Genomic DNA, 13,895 nt, shown 5'->3' with positions numbered 1-13,895 from the left:
GTGCTAGTAATGGTACAGCAGGAAACCAGATTGGCAGTTGCTGATAATACCGGTGCAAAAGAGCTTCTTTGCATTCGTGTTATGGGTGGCTCAACCAGAAGATATGCCGCTATAGGCGATATAATCGTTGCCAGCGTTAAAGATGCAACACCAGGCGGAGTTGTTAAAAAAGGTGACGTTGTAAAGGCTGTTGTAGTTCGTACTAAGAAGGGCTGCCGTAGAAAAGACGGTTCTTATATAAAGTTCGATGAGAATGCAGCAGTAATAATAAAGGAAGACAAGACACCAACCGGAACTCGTATATTTGGACCGGTAGCAAGAGAGCTTCGTGAGAAACAGTTCATGAAGATTGTTTCACTTGCTCCGGAAGTTTTATAAGGAGGTGTAAGAGTGGCTACCAGTAAGATTAAAAAGGGTGATACCGTTAAGGTAATCACAGGAAAATATAAAGGCACCGAAGGAAAGGTTATCTCCGTAAAGGAAGGTAAGGTAATCGTTGAAGGTGTTAACATGGTAACAAAGCATAAGAAAGCATCGCAGAGCAATCCTAACGGCGGACTCGTTCATGAGGAAGCTGCTATAGATATCTCTAATGTTATGTATGTTGCAAAGGGCAAGGTAACAAGAGTTGGATTTACTATGCAGGGCGATAAGAAAGTCCGCGTAGCTAAGGCAACAGGCGATATCATTGACTAATACTGAGAGGAGGTATTCATAGTGAACAGGTTAAGAGAAACCTACGATAAGGAAATTGCACCTGCTTTACAGAAAAAGTTCGGTTATAAGAATGTAATGCAGATTCCAAAGCTTGATAAAGTAGTTATTAATATGGGCGTTGGTGAGGCTAAAGAGAATGCAAAGATTCTTGAGACAGCTGCTAATGACCTTGGAATAATTACAGGACAGAAAGCTGTATTTACAAAGGCTAAGAAGTCTGTCGCAAACTTTAAACTCCGTGAGGGTATGCCAATCGGATGTAAAGTAACTCTCAGAGGTGACAGAATGTATGAGTTCGTTGATCGTCTCATCAATCTTGCACTCCCACGAGTTCGTGACTTCAGAGGTGTTAATCCTAATGCTTTTGACGGCAGAGGTGATTATGCACTCGGTCTTAAAGAGCAGCTCATTTTCCCTGAAATTGAGTATGATAAAGTAGACAAGGTAAGAGGTATGGACGTAATTTTCGTTACTACCGCTGAAACAGATGAAGAGGCAAGAGAGCTCCTTAGAGCATTCGGAATGCCTTTTGCAAAGTAATTAAGGAGGAAACATGGCTAAGTTATCAATGAAACTTAAGCAGGAAAGACCTGCAAAGTTCTCTACCAGGGAATATACACGTTGCAAAATCTGTGGCCGTCCTCATGCTTATTTAAGAAAGTACGGAATCTGCAGAATCTGCTTCCGTGAATTAGCTTATAAAGGACAGATCCCGGGCGTGAAGAAAGCCAGCTGGTAATATTAGGAAGGAGGTTAGATAAATGACAACAAGTGATCCAATTGCTGATATGCTTACAAGAATCCGTAATGCAAATACGGCTAAACACGATGAGGTTGATGTACCTGCTTCCAATATGAAGGTATCAATCGCAGAGATCCTCTTAAGAGAGGGATATATAAAGAGTTTTGCAATCAATGAGGTTAACGGCTTCAAGAATATCCATATCGAACTTAAGTATGGTAAGGATAAGAATGAAAAAGTTATTAACGGCTTAAAGAGAATTTCAAAACCGGGTTATAGAGTATATGCTAACTGTGCTGACCTTCCAAGAGTTCTTGGTGGTCTCGGAGTTGCTATCGTATCTACAAACAAGGGAGTTATTACTGACAAAGAGGCCAGAAGCTTTGGCGTTGGCGGAGAAGTTCTTGCGTTTGTTTGGTAATTAGTATCTGATAACAGGCAGAATAATCTGCAAAAAATAAAAATGGAGGTGCGGGCATGTCACGTATAGGAAGAATGCCTATCGCAGTACCGGCAGGTGTTACTGTTGATATTGCAGAAAATAATAAAGTGACTGTAAAAGGTCCTAAGGGAACACTTGAGAGAGTGCTTCCTAAGGAAATGATAATCAAGCTTGAAAATGGTGAGATTGTTGTTACAAGACCTAACGAATTGAAGAAGATGAAGTCTCTTCATGGACTTACAAGAACACTTATTAATAACATGGTAGTTGGTGTAACTGAAGGTTATACTAAGACACTTGAAGTAAACGGTGTAGGTTACAGAGTTTCTAAAGCCGGAAAAGAACTTACCCTTAACTTAGGATATTCTCATCCGGTAGTTATGACTGATCCTGAGGGAATTGAGTCAACAGTTGAAGGTACAAACAAGATTCTTGTTAAAGGTATTGACAAGGAGAAGGTTGGACAGTACGCAGCTGAGATCAGAGAAAAGAGAATGCCGGAGCCATATAAGGGCAAGGGTATTAAGTATGATTATGAAGTTATCAGACGTAAGGTTGGTAAGACCGGTAAAAAATAATTAAAGGAGTGAAAAAGAATGGTTCGTAAAGTATCAAGAAGCGCTATTCGCGAAAAGAAACATAGAAGAATGCGTGCACATCTTTCCGGTACAGCTGCAAGACCACGTCTCGCTGTATTCAGAAGTAACAGCCATATGTACGCACAGATCATTGACGACCAGGCTGGAGCTACTTTAGTTGCTGCATCCACACTTGAAAAGGATGTTAAGGCCGGTCTTGAGCATACAAATGATGTAGCTGCTGCTTCTGCAGTAGGTACAGCTATAGCTAAAAAAGCACTTGAAAAAGGAATTAAGGAAGTCGTTTTCGATAGAGGTGGTTTCATTTATCAGGGAAAAGTACAGGCACTCGCTGACGCTGCTAGAGAAGCAGGTCTTGAATTCTAAGAGAAGGAGGAATAAACATGAATCGTTCAGTAGATAATAATACTGAGAACAATGAGCTTTTTGACAAAGTTGTTGCCATTAAGCGCGTTGTCAAGGTTGTAAAGGGCGGACGCAACATGAGATTCTCAGCTCTCGTAGTTGTAGGAGACAAGAACGGCAGAGTTGGTGCAGGTCTTGGAAAGGCTGCTGAAATCCCTGAAGCTATCCGTAAGGGTAAAGAAGACGCTATTAAGAATATGGTTTCACTTCCGATTGATGAAAACGGAAGCGTACCTCATGATTTTATTGGTAAGTTTGGAAGTGCAGAGGTTCTTCTTAAGAGAGCACCTGATGGTACCGGAGTAATTGCCGGCGGTCCTGCTCGTAATGTACTTGAGCTTGCAGGTTACAGGAACATCAGAACTAAGTCTCTTGGTTCAAACAATAAGCAGAATGTTGTACTTGCAACAATCAATGGTTTATCTAAGCTTAAGACTCCTGAAGAATTTGCTAGGCTTCGTGGCATTTCCGTTTCTGATCTGTAAATGCTAAGATATAGTAAATATAAAATAGGAGGATAATATAATGGCTGATAAATTAAAAGTAACATTGGTTAAGTCTGTTATCGGACGTATACCAAAGCACAGGAAGACAGTTGAAGCTCTTGGTCTTAAGAAAACAGGCCGTAGCAACACCCTTCCTAACAATGAAGCAACAAGAGGAATGATCAAGCAGGTTGCATATCTGCTTAAGGTAGAGGAAATCTAAAAGAAGGGGAGGTGTGAACATGAACTTAACAGACTTACAGCCTATAGCCGGCTCTCATCAGAGCAATAATTTCAGAAGAGGCCGTGGCCATGCTTCCGGCAATGGTAAGACTGCCGGTAAGGGACATAAAGGACAGAAGGCTCGTTCAGGAGCTCCAAGACCTGGGTTCGAGGGTGGTCAGATGCCGCTTTACAGGAGAATTCCTAAGAGAGGTTTCACCAACAGAAATTCCAAGGAAATCGTAGCTATCAATGTATCTGAGCTTAACCTCTTTGAAGACGGAACTGAAGTAACAATTCAGGCTCTCCTTGATGCAGGTGTAATTAAGAAGGTATGTGACGGTGTAAAGATTCTTGGCAATGGTGAACTTACTAAGAAGCTTACAGTTAAAGTAAACGCTTACAGTGCTTCGGCAGAAGAAAAGATTAAAAGTCTTGGCGGGATTGCTGAGGTGATCTAATGATAAAAGCGATTCGTAATGCTCTTAAGGTAAAGGATATAAGAGAGAGGATTTTATTCACTCTCTTGTGTCTTGCAGTAGTCAGGCTTGGATCACAGCTTCCAATCCCGGGAATTGATCGTAGCAAGATATCTGAGTTCTTATCTCAGATAACACAGCTTTCATTTCTGAATGCCATTACCGGTGGATCATTTGAACAGTTATCAATATTTGCATTAAGCATTACTCCTTATATCACATCTTCCATTATTATGCAGCTCCTTACAATAGCAATTCCAAGGCTTGAGGAGATACAGAAAGAGGGAGAAGACGGCAGAAAGAAAATTGCGGCTGCAACACGTTATGTAACCGTGGGCCTTGCTCTTATAGAGAGTGTGGCTATGTCAATAGGCTTTGGCCGTTCAGGATATCTGGAGAATTATTCAGTACTTTCGATTATAGTTATAACACTTACTCTTACAGCCGGTTCAGCCTTCCTTATGTGGATAGGTGAGAAAATTACCGACAGAGGAGTGGGTAATGGTATATCAATCATCCTTCTTGTAAACATAGTTTCAAGAATGCCTGCAGATGTGATTAACTTGTTTAAGACATATGTTATAGGCGGAACTACTGTTATCAATAAGGTTATAGCAGCAATTATGATAGTAGGTATCATTGTTGCGCTTACAATTTATATAATTGTATTAAACGATGCAATCAGAAAGATTCCTGTGCAGTATGCACAGAAACTTCAGGGAAGAAGACTTGTAGGTGGTTCAGGCTCAAGTATTCCGCTTAAGGTAAATACCGGCGGTGTTATGCCTATCATCTTCGCAAGTTCAATCCTACAGACACCGATTATTATCTGCAGATTCCTTGGAATCCAGCCAAAAAGCGGTGCCGGTGCAACCCTCGGAGAGAAGATATTAAAGGTATTGAACCAGGGTGCCTGGTGTAATTTCAGCAGCTTAGGTGAGGCAAAGTACACATTAGGTCTTGTACTTTATGTGATTATGATAATATTCTTTGCTTATTTCTATACCTCGATAACCTTCAATCCGCTTGAGATAGCAAATAATATGAAGAAGTCGGGTGGATTTATACCGGGTATAAGACCGGGCCGTCCAACAAGCGATTATCTTACAAAGGTGCTTAACAGCATAATCTTTATCGGAGCTTGCGGCTTAACAGTTGCAGCGCTCATTCCGATTATATGCTCAGGAGTATTCGGTGCAGATGTATCATTTGGCGGAACATCCCTCATCATCGTAGTAGGTGTTATACTTGAGACAATGAAGCAGATTGAGTCAATGATGCTTGAGAGACATTATAAAGGTTTCTTAAATGATTAAAGATACCATATAAATATGGAGCTGTAGCAGGTTATGACAGATGAATGTTATAGTCCGGCTACAGCTTTTATTTTAATAGGAAATTCCTCTGGAATTCCCTATTAAATAATTAAGGAGGTCTATATGAAAATAGTTATGCTTGGTGCTCCGGGTGCGGGCAAAGGTACACAGGCAATTAAAATTGCTGAAAAATACGGTCTTCCACATATATCTACAGGAGATATATTCAGATATAATATTAAAAATAATACAGAGCTTGGCCTTAAGGCTAAGGAATATATGGATAAGGGACAGCTTGTTCCTGATGAACTTACTGTAAGTATTCTTTTAGACAGGGTTGCAAAGGACGACTGCGCTAAGGGATATATTCTGGATGGTTATCCAAGAACTATACCACAGGCTGAAGTTCTTGAAGAAGCTCTTAAGAAATTGGGCGAGAACATTGACTTTGCCGTAAATGTTGTTGTTCCTGATGAAAATATCATTGAGAGAATGTCAGGAAGAAGAACCTGCCCTAACTGTGGAGAAACCTACCATATCATTTACAATAATACCAAGGCGGAAGGTATTTGTGATAAATGCAGCGGAGACTTGATTCAGAGACCTGATGATATGCCTGAAACAGTTAAGAAACGTCTTGAGGTATATCATGCACAGACTAAACCTCTTGAAGAATTCTACCGGAGTAGAAATGTCTACAAAGAAGTAGACGGAACTAAGGCTATGAATGAGGTATTTGAGGATATCTGCAAGATTTTAGGCTAACAAGATAAGAATAAAAGGAGAAGCTATGGTTGTAGGGATTAAATCCGAAAGTGAGACAGCCTTGATGAGAGAAGCCGGTAAACGTTTGGCTTATGTACTTTCAGAACTTGAAAGCTATGTAAAGCCCGGGCTTTCCACTTTTGACATAGATAAAAGAGGGGATGAACTTATTCGCAAATGCGATGGTATTCCTTCCTTTCTTGGCTATAACGGTTTTCCTGCTTCCATCTGCGTCTCCGTTAATGATCAGGTTGTACATGGAATTCCCGATAAGGAGCATTTCATAGAAGAAGGCGATATTGTAAGCCTTGATGCAGGTCTTATCTACAAGGGATGGCATGCAGATGCCGCAAGAACAGTACCTGTAGGTAAGATTATTCCTGAACTTGCTGACTTGATTGAGGTTACAAGGCAAAGCTTCTTTGAAGGAATAAAGAAGGCGATTCCGGGTAACCACATAAATGACATATCCATAGCCATACAGGATTATGTAGAGAGTCACGGCTACTCTGTAGTAAGGGATTTAGCCGGACATGGCATAGGACAAAGCCTGCATGAAGCTCCCGATATTTATAATTTCAGGCAGAAAACCAAGGGAATTAAGATTGAGAAGAACATGACCTTTGCCATAGAACCAATGGTAAATATGGGAGGTTATGAAGTGGAATGGGGAGAGGATGGCCAGACAGTATATACAGCAGACTATTCATTTTCAGCCCACTATGAAAATACAATTTTGATTACGGACGGCGAGCCGGAAATATTAACTTTATAGAGGTAAGGTTATGGAATTAAAATCAGGTATGCTTGCGATATCTAAGGCGGGGCATGATAAGGGTGAGCTGTATGTTATAAGCTCTGTTGAAGGGAAATTTGCTTTCCTGATAAACGGTAAAAAATATACTAAGCTTCACTCTAAAAAAAAGAATCTTCTTCATATACAACCTATACATATAGATTATAAAGATGTAATTAAGAATGCAGGGAAACAGTTTAAAAGAGAGAACTTTAATAATGAAGATGTGGCTTTTGCCATAAAGCTTTATAAAAGAGAGATGGTGGCAGACACCGGAAAGGAGACAAATGTCTAAGGCAGATGTACTTGAAATTGAGGGAACAGTAATCGAGAAGCTTCCAAATGCAATGTTCCAGGTTGAACTTGAAAACGGGCATAAGGTGCTTGCACATATCAGCGGTAAGCTCAGAATGAATTTCATTCGTATCTTACCGGGCGATAAGGTAACACTTGAAATGTCCCCTTATGATTTGACTAAGGGCAGAATAATTTGGAGAGATAAATAAACAACGTGATATTAAGGGCAGAGGCAGATGGCTTCTGTCTTTTTTTTGTTGACTTGCGCAAGGTATGCTTGCACAAATAATAATTAAATATAGTTTGTGAAAGACATATTTGCACAAAATATCAAAATATACTATAATGTGCAAGTAGGAGGTGCACATTATGAGGTTAGTAAGAGAAACATATCTTGAACAGATTCGTCCATATTATGATTCAGACATTATAAAGGTAATAACCGGAGTAAGGAGAGCCGGTAAATCTATGCTTTTAGATACGATAAAAGATGAGCTGCTTGAAAATGGGATAGCAGAAGATAAAATAATTTATCTTAATCTGGAAGATATGGACTTTGATTATATAGTAAATGCATCAGATTTGAATATAGAAATTAAAAGCAGGATTTCAAATGATGGGAAATATTATGTATTTTTAGATGAGGTACAGCAAGTAGAAAACTTTGAAAAGGCACTGGCTTCTTTTCGTGCTACCCTTAATGTATCCCTTTTTGTTACAGGAAGCAATTCTACACTTTTGTCAGGTGAACTTTCCACCCTTTTAACGGGAAGAACAGTGGAGTTTGAAATATTGCCATTTTCATTTTATGAAATGAAACAATACTATGAGCTAAACAAAATGGAATGGAGTGAGGAGCTTTTTACTAACTATTTGAAATGGGGAGGCTTTCCGCTTCGCTTTGATTATAAAGATGATGAGGCTATACAGAGATATTTGACAAATTTATATAAGGGCATTGTTAACAGGGATATTGTTGGAAAAAGTAAAAGTGCAGACAAAAACAGCTTTATGGATATTTCGCTGTATATTCTTGCAAATGCAGGAAAAGAATTATCTATAGAAAATATTATTTCAGCATATAAAAAGAATGGCAAAGAAATATCTAAAAGAACAGTTTACAATTATCTGGAGCGGATGAAAAAGGCTTATCTGATACATGGAGTAGGAAAATATAATATTACAGGTAAGACGGCACTTAGCAATCGTGAAAAACAGTATGCTGTAGATATGGGATTTAGAACTATTAATACTAATACGATTAACTTTGAGGATACATTTTTTCTTGAAAATATAATATACAACGAGCTGCTTACAAGAGGCTACACTGTTTTTGTAGGAAAGACATATAAGGGAGAAATTGATTTTGTAGCAATAAAAGACGGTAAAAAATGCTTTATTCAGGTATCGTACCTGTTGGCATCTAAAGAAACCATACAAAGAGAGTTTGGGGCATATAAAAATATTACAGATGCTTCCCCCAAATATGTAATGTCACTTGATAGAATTGATTTAAGTCATGATGGTATTGTGCACTTAAATATAATAGATTTTCTGCTTAGAAGAAAAGATTTAATGCTGACATAACAATATTTACGTCTAAATAAAACTTTTACTTGTATAAAATTAAAAGAAGTGTCAATCTGTGCAAGATAGTCTTACACTAAAATAAGAAAATACCTAAATTGTGTAAGATGGTTTTGCTAAAATTAAAAAAAATCTATAAGTTGTGAAAGATAGTAGTGCAAAACTCACAAAAATATACTATAATATGATCATAGAGGGTTAAATAATTAACTTCAAAAGGGGGGAAAGAATTATGTCAAACAAAATTTTAACAAAAGCACTTTTATTAGCACCTTTAACAGCAGTTTTAATCAATCCGTCTGTAGCTTTGGCTAAAGAAAAGACGAATAATATTTCTGTGATGAAGCAGGAGGCAATTGTTGCCAAAAAAGTTAAATACGAAGAAGAAAAAGAGGCATTTAGTGCTGTAAAAGCTGTAAAATACAAGGGGAAATGGGGATTTATAGACGATGAAGGAAAGATGCTTACTGCTTTCAAGTATGATGATGTATGGGTAAATGAAAAAAATTATCTTGAGGGAGCAGTAGTTGTTGCGGTCAAGAGAAATAATAAATGGGGGTTTATCGGTGTAGAAGGAAAAGAAGAAGTTTCTCCGAGATATGATGATATCAGAGAAGTTTTAGCCGTTGGAGTTGAAGTAAAAAAGAATGGAAAATGGGGACTTGTATATCCCGATGGTAAAATTATAGCACCTTTTAAGTATGATGATATTATAAGTTATAATAATGTGGCGGCAGAAGTTGAACTTGACGGAAAAAGAGGAGTTGTTGTTGACGAAAAAGAAATTATACCTGTAAAGTACGATGAAATCAAAGACATAATTACTACACCATATCAGGTAAGACTTGGAGATAAGTGGGGTTTTATCAGTGAAGAAGGAAAAGAAATTACACAACCAAAATATGAAGAAGTAGGATATTTCAGTGAAAGGCTTGCTCCTGTGAAAGAAGACGGTAAGTGGGGATTTGTTAACTTAGAAGGAAAGACAGTTATCGAACCTAAATATGAGGATGCGATTTCTTTTAATGAAAACAGAGCTAAAGTTAAATTAAATAACAAGTGGGGGTTCGTAGATAGTACAGGTAAAGAAGCGGTACCTCCTAAGTATGATAATGCGGAAATATTTAACAACGGACTTGCTGCTGTGAGTATGAACGGAAAATGGGGACTGATTGACAAAAACGGTGAATCAAAAGGCAAGATTGAATTTGATGAGGTTTTTAACAATGAAGGCGAACCGCTGATTAAAGTCAGAATTGGTAAAAAGGTTGGATTTGTAAATAGAAAAGGCAAAATTGTTGTGCCTGTAAAATATGATGATGTAATACCGTACGGCAATGAAGCTGTTGCGGTAAAACTTAAGAAAAAATGGGGAGTTGCCGATACTACAGGTAAATTGGCTGTTCCTGTTAAATATAAAGAAATAACAAGCATCTATATACACCATGATGATAAAAAAGGAGTTACTGAATTATACGTAGATGTAATAATAAAAAAAGAAAATGCTTTATTAGTGTATGAAACTAAAAGTAAAAAAAGTCCTAATGGTGAATATAGTTATAAAAAATGGAAAAAATCAAAGTAAAAGAATTGGTGGTAAAATCTGATAAAATGGGATATAATGTGAACACTTAACGACGACACACCGCAGGTGCTAGTGCCATGCAAAACAAGCTTGAAAAGCGAAGTTTGAACTTAGTACTTATGATATAATTGACAGATATTGTCATTACAGGAGGAAATTATAAATGTGGGCTTATGAAAAAGTGTTTTATCAGTTTTACCCGATGGGATTTTGCGGTGCACCCTTTGAAAATGATGGAAAGTTGGAGCATAGAATACTGAAGGTGCTTGATTTCATTCCACATCTTAAAAAGATGGGTATAGGAGCAGTATATTTTTCACCGGTATTTGAATCAGACACACATGGCTATAATACAAGAGATTACAGAAAAATAGATGTAAGGCTCGGAACTGATGAGGATTTTAAAAAAGTCTGCGAAGAACTTCACAAAGAGGGAATTAAGGTAATTCTTGACGGTGTATTCAATCACGTAGGCAGAGGCTTCTTTGGTTTCAAGGATGTACTTGAAAAAAGAGAAAATTCTCAGTACAAGGATTGGTTTAATATCAATTTCGGAGGAAACAGTAACTACAATGACGGACTGTGGTATGAAGGATGGGAAGGTCATTATGACTTGGTTAAGTTGAACCTCAAAAACAGCGCGGTAACAGACTACCATATAGAAAGTGTGAGAGGTTGGGTAAAGGAATTTGATATAGACGGTCTCAGACTTGATGTGGCTTATATGGTTGACAGGGATTTCTTAAAGAGGTTAAGACAGGAAACAAGTCAGATGAAGCCTGATTTCTTCCTTGCAGGAGAGGTGATAGGCGGGGACTACAATCAGATAATGAATGATGAAATGTGCCACTCAGCCACAAACTATGAGTGCTACAAGGGTATTTATTCAAGTCTGAACAGCTTAAATCTTTTTGAGATAATGCACTCTCTTAACCGCCAGTTTGGTGAGGAAAACTGGACCTTATACAGAGGCAAACATCTTTTAAGCTTTGTAGATAACCATGATGTATCAAGGCTTGCAAGTATTCTTACAGAGGAGAAACATATTCCGCTTGCCTATGCTCTTATGTTTACAATGCCGGGTATACCTATGATTTACTATGGAAGTGAATGGGGCTTTAAGGCAGATAAAAAAGAAGGAGATCCTGCACTCAGACCTGCATTTGAAAAGCCTGAATTTAATGAACTTACAGAGTATATCTCTAAATTAGCTAAGATATATAATGAAGCCCCTGCGCTTTGGTACGGAAGTTATAAGGCTCTGCAGATAGCAAATAAACAGTGTGCGTTTTTAAGAGAAAAAGACGGAAAACGCATTGTGGTTGCAGTAAATGCAGACAGTGGAAATGCAAGGCTTAATTTTAACCTTGAGAGTGTAAGCGAAAGCCTGACAGATTTAATTACAGGAGATAAGGTGGAGTATAATTCAGGAATTGAGATGGATGGCTTTAGAGCTTATATATTTGAGATTTAGAGCCCGTTGTATGAAATAATAACCTGTATTCAGTAAGAATGCAAAAAATTGCAGATTGATTGAATACAGGTTTTTTATGGGTATAAATTTTACAAATTTCTAAAAATATTTCAAAATTTATACTTGAAACTTGCTGTAGACTGTGTTAGTATATAAAGTGGACTTTATTCAGAAAGGAGTTTTCGAAATGAAAGTTAGGTCATCTGTGAAGCCAATTTGCGAAAAATGCAAGGTTATCAAGAGGAAGGGTGCTATCAGAATCATCTGTGAGAACCCAAAACACAAGCAGAGACAGGGATAATTCTGATTAAGATTAATAATTAGAGGTCTTGCTTTCTGCGTTATGGATATCACCGGAAATGTGAGCCGGTCATATCTGTGATACCGTATTTATAAGCATATGCTTATATTATGAAGATAAATTTTTCTTCGCCTCGAAATTCATCATTTCGTTGTACGGTTTAAAGCGGCTGGGTAGAGGAAATCATCATTCCGATACCAAATTTCACATATATTGTTACTAATAATTGAAAAAATAACGGAGGTTAAACGCTAATGGCTCGTATTAGTGGTGTCGATTTACCAAGAGAGAAGCGTGTAGAGATTGGTCTTACTTATATCTATGGTATTGGTAGAGCTAAGTCTAATGAAATTTTAACAAAAGCAGCTGTTGATCCGGACATTCGTTGCAAGGATCTTTCTGACGAACAGGTTGGAAAAATTCGTGATGTGATTGAAGAATCCGTTCTGGTTGAAGGTGATCTTCGCCGTGAAGTAGCTATGAATATCAAGAGACTTCAGGAGATCGGTTGTTACAGAGGTGTTCGTCATAGAAAGGGACTTCCTGTTCGTGGACAGAACACAAAGAACAACGCAAGGACAAGAAAAGGTCCAAAGAAGACCATCGCAAACAAGAAGAAATAAATAAAGGAGGATTCTTAGGTCATGGCTAGTGCAAAAGGTGCAGCAAAGAAAGTGACAAAGAAGCGTGTGAAAAAGAATGTCGAACGCGGACAGGCACACATTCAGTCATCATTTAATAATACAATAGTTACATTAACAGATTCTGAAGGCAATGCTCTTTCATGGGCAAGTGCAGGCGGACTTGGTTTCAGAGGATCCAAAAAGTCTACCCCTTACGCTGCTCAGATGGCAGCAGAGACTGCAGCAAAGGCTGCTGTTGTTCATGGATTAAAGTCTGTTGAGGTTATGGTTAAAGGACCTGGTGCAGGAAGAGAAGCAGCTATTCGTGCTTTAGAGGCTTGCGGAATCCAGGTAACAAGCATTAAGGATGTTACTCCGGTACCTCATAACGGATGCAGACCACCAAAACGTAGAAGAGTTTAATTCCAGGTAGATTATTTTAGGAGGAAAAATAAATGGCAAGAGATATGGTGCCTGTATTAAAGAGATGCAGGGCTCTCGGCATAGAACCAATGGTTATGGGACTTGATAAGAAGTCCAACAGAACTGCAGGTAACAGCAGAAGAAAAATAAGCGAATACGGTGCTCAGCTTCGTGAGAAGCAGAAAGCTAAATTCATCTATGGCGTATTAGAGAAGCCTTTCCGTAATAACTTTGCAAGGGCTCAGAAGCTTAAATATGGTACAACAGGTGAGAATCTTATGATTCTCCTTGAGTTAAGACTTGATAATGTTATTTTCCGTCTCGGACTTGCAAGAACAAGAAAAGAAGCAAGACAGATGGTTGGTCATAAGATGGTGCTTGTAAACGGCAAGCAGGTAAATATTCCTTCTTATACCGTAGCTGTAGGCGATAAGATCGAAATCAAGGAGAAGAAGAAGTCTATCCAGAGAATCAAGGATGTTCTTGAGGCTACAAACGGAAGACTTGTTCCTGCTTGGCTTGAGATGGATCGTGAGAACCTTACGGCAACCGTTAAGGAGATTCCGACAAGAGATCAGATTGATGTTCCTGTAGATGAGGTGTTCATTGTCGAGTTGTACTCTAAGTAATTAATTCG

General features: G+C 38.3%; 22 protein-coding genes. All 22 read left to right on the top strand.

Annotated features, from left to right (window positions below; genetic code table 11):
• Positions 1-9: 9 nt before the first annotated feature.
• Positions 10-378 carry a 50S ribosomal protein L14 gene (gene rplN, locus GCWU000282_RS03155; protein WP_023353555.1) on the top strand — a complete coding sequence of 123 codons (369 nt, stop codon included), beginning with the start codon at positions 10-12 and terminating at the stop codon, positions 376-378.
• 12 nt (positions 379-390) lie between these two features.
• Positions 391-696, top strand: coding sequence for a 50S ribosomal protein L24 (rplX, locus tag GCWU000282_RS03150; RefSeq protein ID WP_023353554.1), 306 nt, complete (start codon positions 391-393; stop codon positions 694-696).
• Between the two features lie 21 nt (positions 697-717).
• Complete coding sequence (gene rplE, locus GCWU000282_RS03145; protein WP_023353553.1) at positions 718-1,257, top strand: 50S ribosomal protein L5; 540 nt, start codon at positions 718-720, stop codon at positions 1,255-1,257.
• Between the two features lie 13 nt (positions 1,258-1,270).
• Positions 1,271-1,456 (top strand): type Z 30S ribosomal protein S14, encoded by a 186-nt coding sequence (locus tag GCWU000282_RS03140; RefSeq protein WP_023353552.1) that lies wholly within the window; start codon positions 1,271-1,273, stop codon positions 1,454-1,456.
• Between the two features lie 22 nt (positions 1,457-1,478).
• Complete coding sequence (rpsH, locus tag GCWU000282_RS03135; RefSeq protein ID WP_023353551.1) at positions 1,479-1,880, top strand: 30S ribosomal protein S8; 402 nt, start codon at positions 1,479-1,481, stop codon at positions 1,878-1,880.
• Between the two features lie 56 nt (positions 1,881-1,936).
• The gene (gene rplF / locus GCWU000282_RS03130) at positions 1,937-2,479 is read left to right on the top strand and encodes a 50S ribosomal protein L6 (RefSeq protein ID WP_035039146.1); all 543 of its coding nucleotides are present in this window, start codon (positions 1,937-1,939) and stop codon (positions 2,477-2,479) included.
• A gap of 18 nt (positions 2,480-2,497) precedes the next feature.
• Positions 2,498-2,866 carry a 50S ribosomal protein L18 gene (rplR, locus tag GCWU000282_RS03125; RefSeq protein ID WP_023353549.1) on the top strand — a complete coding sequence of 123 codons (369 nt, stop codon included), beginning with the start codon at positions 2,498-2,500 and terminating at the stop codon, positions 2,864-2,866.
• A gap of 17 nt (positions 2,867-2,883) precedes the next feature.
• Positions 2,884-3,390, top strand: a complete 507-nt coding sequence (gene rpsE / locus GCWU000282_RS03120; RefSeq protein WP_023353548.1) for a 30S ribosomal protein S5 — start codon at positions 2,884-2,886, stop codon at positions 3,388-3,390.
• 40 nt (positions 3,391-3,430) lie between these two features.
• On the top strand, positions 3,431-3,613 hold the full coding sequence (rpmD, locus tag GCWU000282_RS03115; RefSeq protein ID WP_023353547.1) for a 50S ribosomal protein L30: 183 nt from the start codon (positions 3,431-3,433) through the stop codon (positions 3,611-3,613).
• A 19-nt stretch (positions 3,614-3,632) separates the two neighbouring features.
• Positions 3,633-4,073: a 50S ribosomal protein L15 gene (gene rplO, locus GCWU000282_RS03110; RefSeq protein WP_023353546.1), complete on the top strand. Its 441-nt coding sequence runs from the start codon at positions 3,633-3,635 to the stop codon at positions 4,071-4,073.
• Positions 4,073-5,407: a preprotein translocase subunit SecY gene (gene secY / locus GCWU000282_RS03105; RefSeq protein WP_023353545.1), complete on the top strand. Its 1,335-nt coding sequence runs from the start codon at positions 4,073-4,075 to the stop codon at positions 5,405-5,407. The genes rplO and secY overlap by 1 nt, the downstream gene beginning before the upstream one ends.
• Before the next feature lie 123 nt (positions 5,408-5,530).
• Positions 5,531-6,172 carry an adenylate kinase gene (locus GCWU000282_RS03100; RefSeq protein WP_023353544.1) on the top strand — a complete coding sequence of 214 codons (642 nt, stop codon included), beginning with the start codon at positions 5,531-5,533 and terminating at the stop codon, positions 6,170-6,172.
• Between the two features lie 25 nt (positions 6,173-6,197).
• The gene (gene map, locus GCWU000282_RS03095) at positions 6,198-6,947 is read left to right on the top strand and encodes a type I methionyl aminopeptidase (protein ID WP_023353543.1); all 750 of its coding nucleotides are present in this window, start codon (positions 6,198-6,200) and stop codon (positions 6,945-6,947) included.
• A gap of 10 nt (positions 6,948-6,957) precedes the next feature.
• A complete protein-coding gene (locus GCWU000282_RS15730) occupies positions 6,958-7,263 on the top strand; it encodes a KOW domain-containing RNA-binding protein (protein ID WP_023353542.1) in 306 nt (101 codons plus the stop codon).
• Entirely contained in the window at positions 7,256-7,474 is a 219-nt protein-coding gene (infA, locus tag GCWU000282_RS03085; protein WP_023353541.1) for a translation initiation factor IF-1, read from the top strand. The genes GCWU000282_RS15730 and infA overlap by 8 nt, the downstream gene beginning before the upstream one ends.
• Positions 7,475-7,634: 160 nt before the next feature.
• Positions 7,635-8,852 carry an ATP-binding protein gene (locus GCWU000282_RS03080; RefSeq protein WP_023353540.1) on the top strand — a complete coding sequence of 406 codons (1,218 nt, stop codon included), beginning with the start codon at positions 7,635-7,637 and terminating at the stop codon, positions 8,850-8,852.
• A 232-nt stretch (positions 8,853-9,084) separates the two neighbouring features.
• A complete protein-coding gene (locus tag GCWU000282_RS03075) occupies positions 9,085-10,437 on the top strand; it encodes a WG repeat-containing protein (RefSeq protein ID WP_023353539.1) in 1,353 nt (450 codons plus the stop codon).
• Between the two features lie 163 nt (positions 10,438-10,600).
• Positions 10,601-11,911 carry an alpha-amylase family glycosyl hydrolase gene (locus tag GCWU000282_RS03070; RefSeq protein ID WP_023353538.1) on the top strand — a complete coding sequence of 437 codons (1,311 nt, stop codon included), beginning with the start codon at positions 10,601-10,603 and terminating at the stop codon, positions 11,909-11,911.
• A 187-nt stretch (positions 11,912-12,098) separates the two neighbouring features.
• Positions 12,099-12,212, top strand: coding sequence for a 50S ribosomal protein L36 (gene rpmJ / locus GCWU000282_RS16220; RefSeq protein WP_023353537.1), 114 nt, complete (start codon positions 12,099-12,101; stop codon positions 12,210-12,212).
• Positions 12,213-12,466: 254 nt separating this feature from the next.
• Positions 12,467-12,835: a 30S ribosomal protein S13 gene (gene rpsM, locus GCWU000282_RS03065; RefSeq protein WP_023353536.1), complete on the top strand. Its 369-nt coding sequence runs from the start codon at positions 12,467-12,469 to the stop codon at positions 12,833-12,835.
• Between the two features lie 21 nt (positions 12,836-12,856).
• Positions 12,857-13,258 carry a 30S ribosomal protein S11 gene (rpsK, locus tag GCWU000282_RS03060; protein ID WP_023353535.1) on the top strand — a complete coding sequence of 134 codons (402 nt, stop codon included), beginning with the start codon at positions 12,857-12,859 and terminating at the stop codon, positions 13,256-13,258.
• 32 nt (positions 13,259-13,290) lie between these two features.
• Entirely contained in the window at positions 13,291-13,887 is a 597-nt protein-coding gene (rpsD, locus tag GCWU000282_RS03055) for a 30S ribosomal protein S4 (RefSeq protein WP_023353534.1), read from the top strand.
• Positions 13,888-13,895 lie beyond the last annotated feature (8 nt).

This window comes from Catonella morbi ATCC 51271 (assembly GCF_000160035.2).
Lineage (GTDB): Bacteria > Bacillota > Clostridia > Lachnospirales > Lachnospiraceae > Catonella > Catonella morbi.
This window is presented reverse-complemented; position numbering and strand designations above follow the sequence as displayed.

Bases quoted from the DNA above. Each gene is read 5' to 3' on its own strand.
- rpsD (WP_023353534.1), top strand. From the start codon at position 13,291: ATGGCAAGAGATATGGTGCCTGTATTAAAGAGATGCAGGGCTCTCGGC.
- secY (WP_023353545.1), top strand. From the start codon at position 4,073: ATGATAAAAGCGATTCGTAATGCTCTTAAGGTAAAGGATATAAGAGAG.
- rpmD (WP_023353547.1), top strand. From the start codon at position 3,431: ATGGCTGATAAATTAAAAGTAACATTGGTTAAGTCTGTTATCGGACGT.
- GCWU000282_RS03140 (WP_023353552.1), top strand. From the start codon at position 1,271: ATGGCTAAGTTATCAATGAAACTTAAGCAGGAAAGACCTGCAAAGTTC.
- rpsM (WP_023353536.1), top strand. From the start codon at position 12,467: ATGGCTCGTATTAGTGGTGTCGATTTACCAAGAGAGAAGCGTGTAGAG.
- GCWU000282_RS03070 (WP_023353538.1), top strand. From the start codon at position 10,601: ATGTGGGCTTATGAAAAAGTGTTTTATCAGTTTTACCCGATGGGATTT.
- rplN (WP_023353555.1), top strand. From the start codon at position 10: ATGGTACAGCAGGAAACCAGATTGGCAGTTGCTGATAATACCGGTGCA.
- infA (WP_023353541.1), top strand. From the start codon at position 7,256: ATGTCTAAGGCAGATGTACTTGAAATTGAGGGAACAGTAATCGAGAAG.
- rpsH (WP_023353551.1), top strand. From the start codon at position 1,479: ATGACAACAAGTGATCCAATTGCTGATATGCTTACAAGAATCCGTAAT.
- rplF (WP_035039146.1), top strand. From the start codon at position 1,937: ATGTCACGTATAGGAAGAATGCCTATCGCAGTACCGGCAGGTGTTACT.
- rpsE (WP_023353548.1), top strand. From the start codon at position 2,884: ATGAATCGTTCAGTAGATAATAATACTGAGAACAATGAGCTTTTTGAC.
- GCWU000282_RS15730 (WP_023353542.1), top strand. From the start codon at position 6,958: ATGGAATTAAAATCAGGTATGCTTGCGATATCTAAGGCGGGGCATGAT.
- GCWU000282_RS03075 (WP_023353539.1), top strand. From the start codon at position 9,085: ATGTCAAACAAAATTTTAACAAAAGCACTTTTATTAGCACCTTTAACA.
- rpsK (WP_023353535.1), top strand. From the start codon at position 12,857: ATGGCTAGTGCAAAAGGTGCAGCAAAGAAAGTGACAAAGAAGCGTGTG.
- rplO (WP_023353546.1), top strand. From the start codon at position 3,633: ATGAACTTAACAGACTTACAGCCTATAGCCGGCTCTCATCAGAGCAAT.
- GCWU000282_RS03080 (WP_023353540.1), top strand. From the start codon at position 7,635: ATGAGGTTAGTAAGAGAAACATATCTTGAACAGATTCGTCCATATTAT.
- GCWU000282_RS03100 (WP_023353544.1), top strand. From the start codon at position 5,531: ATGAAAATAGTTATGCTTGGTGCTCCGGGTGCGGGCAAAGGTACACAG.
- rplR (WP_023353549.1), top strand. From the start codon at position 2,498: ATGGTTCGTAAAGTATCAAGAAGCGCTATTCGCGAAAAGAAACATAGA.
- map (WP_023353543.1), top strand. From the start codon at position 6,198: ATGGTTGTAGGGATTAAATCCGAAAGTGAGACAGCCTTGATGAGAGAA.
- rpmJ (WP_023353537.1), top strand. From the start codon at position 12,099: ATGAAAGTTAGGTCATCTGTGAAGCCAATTTGCGAAAAATGCAAGGTT.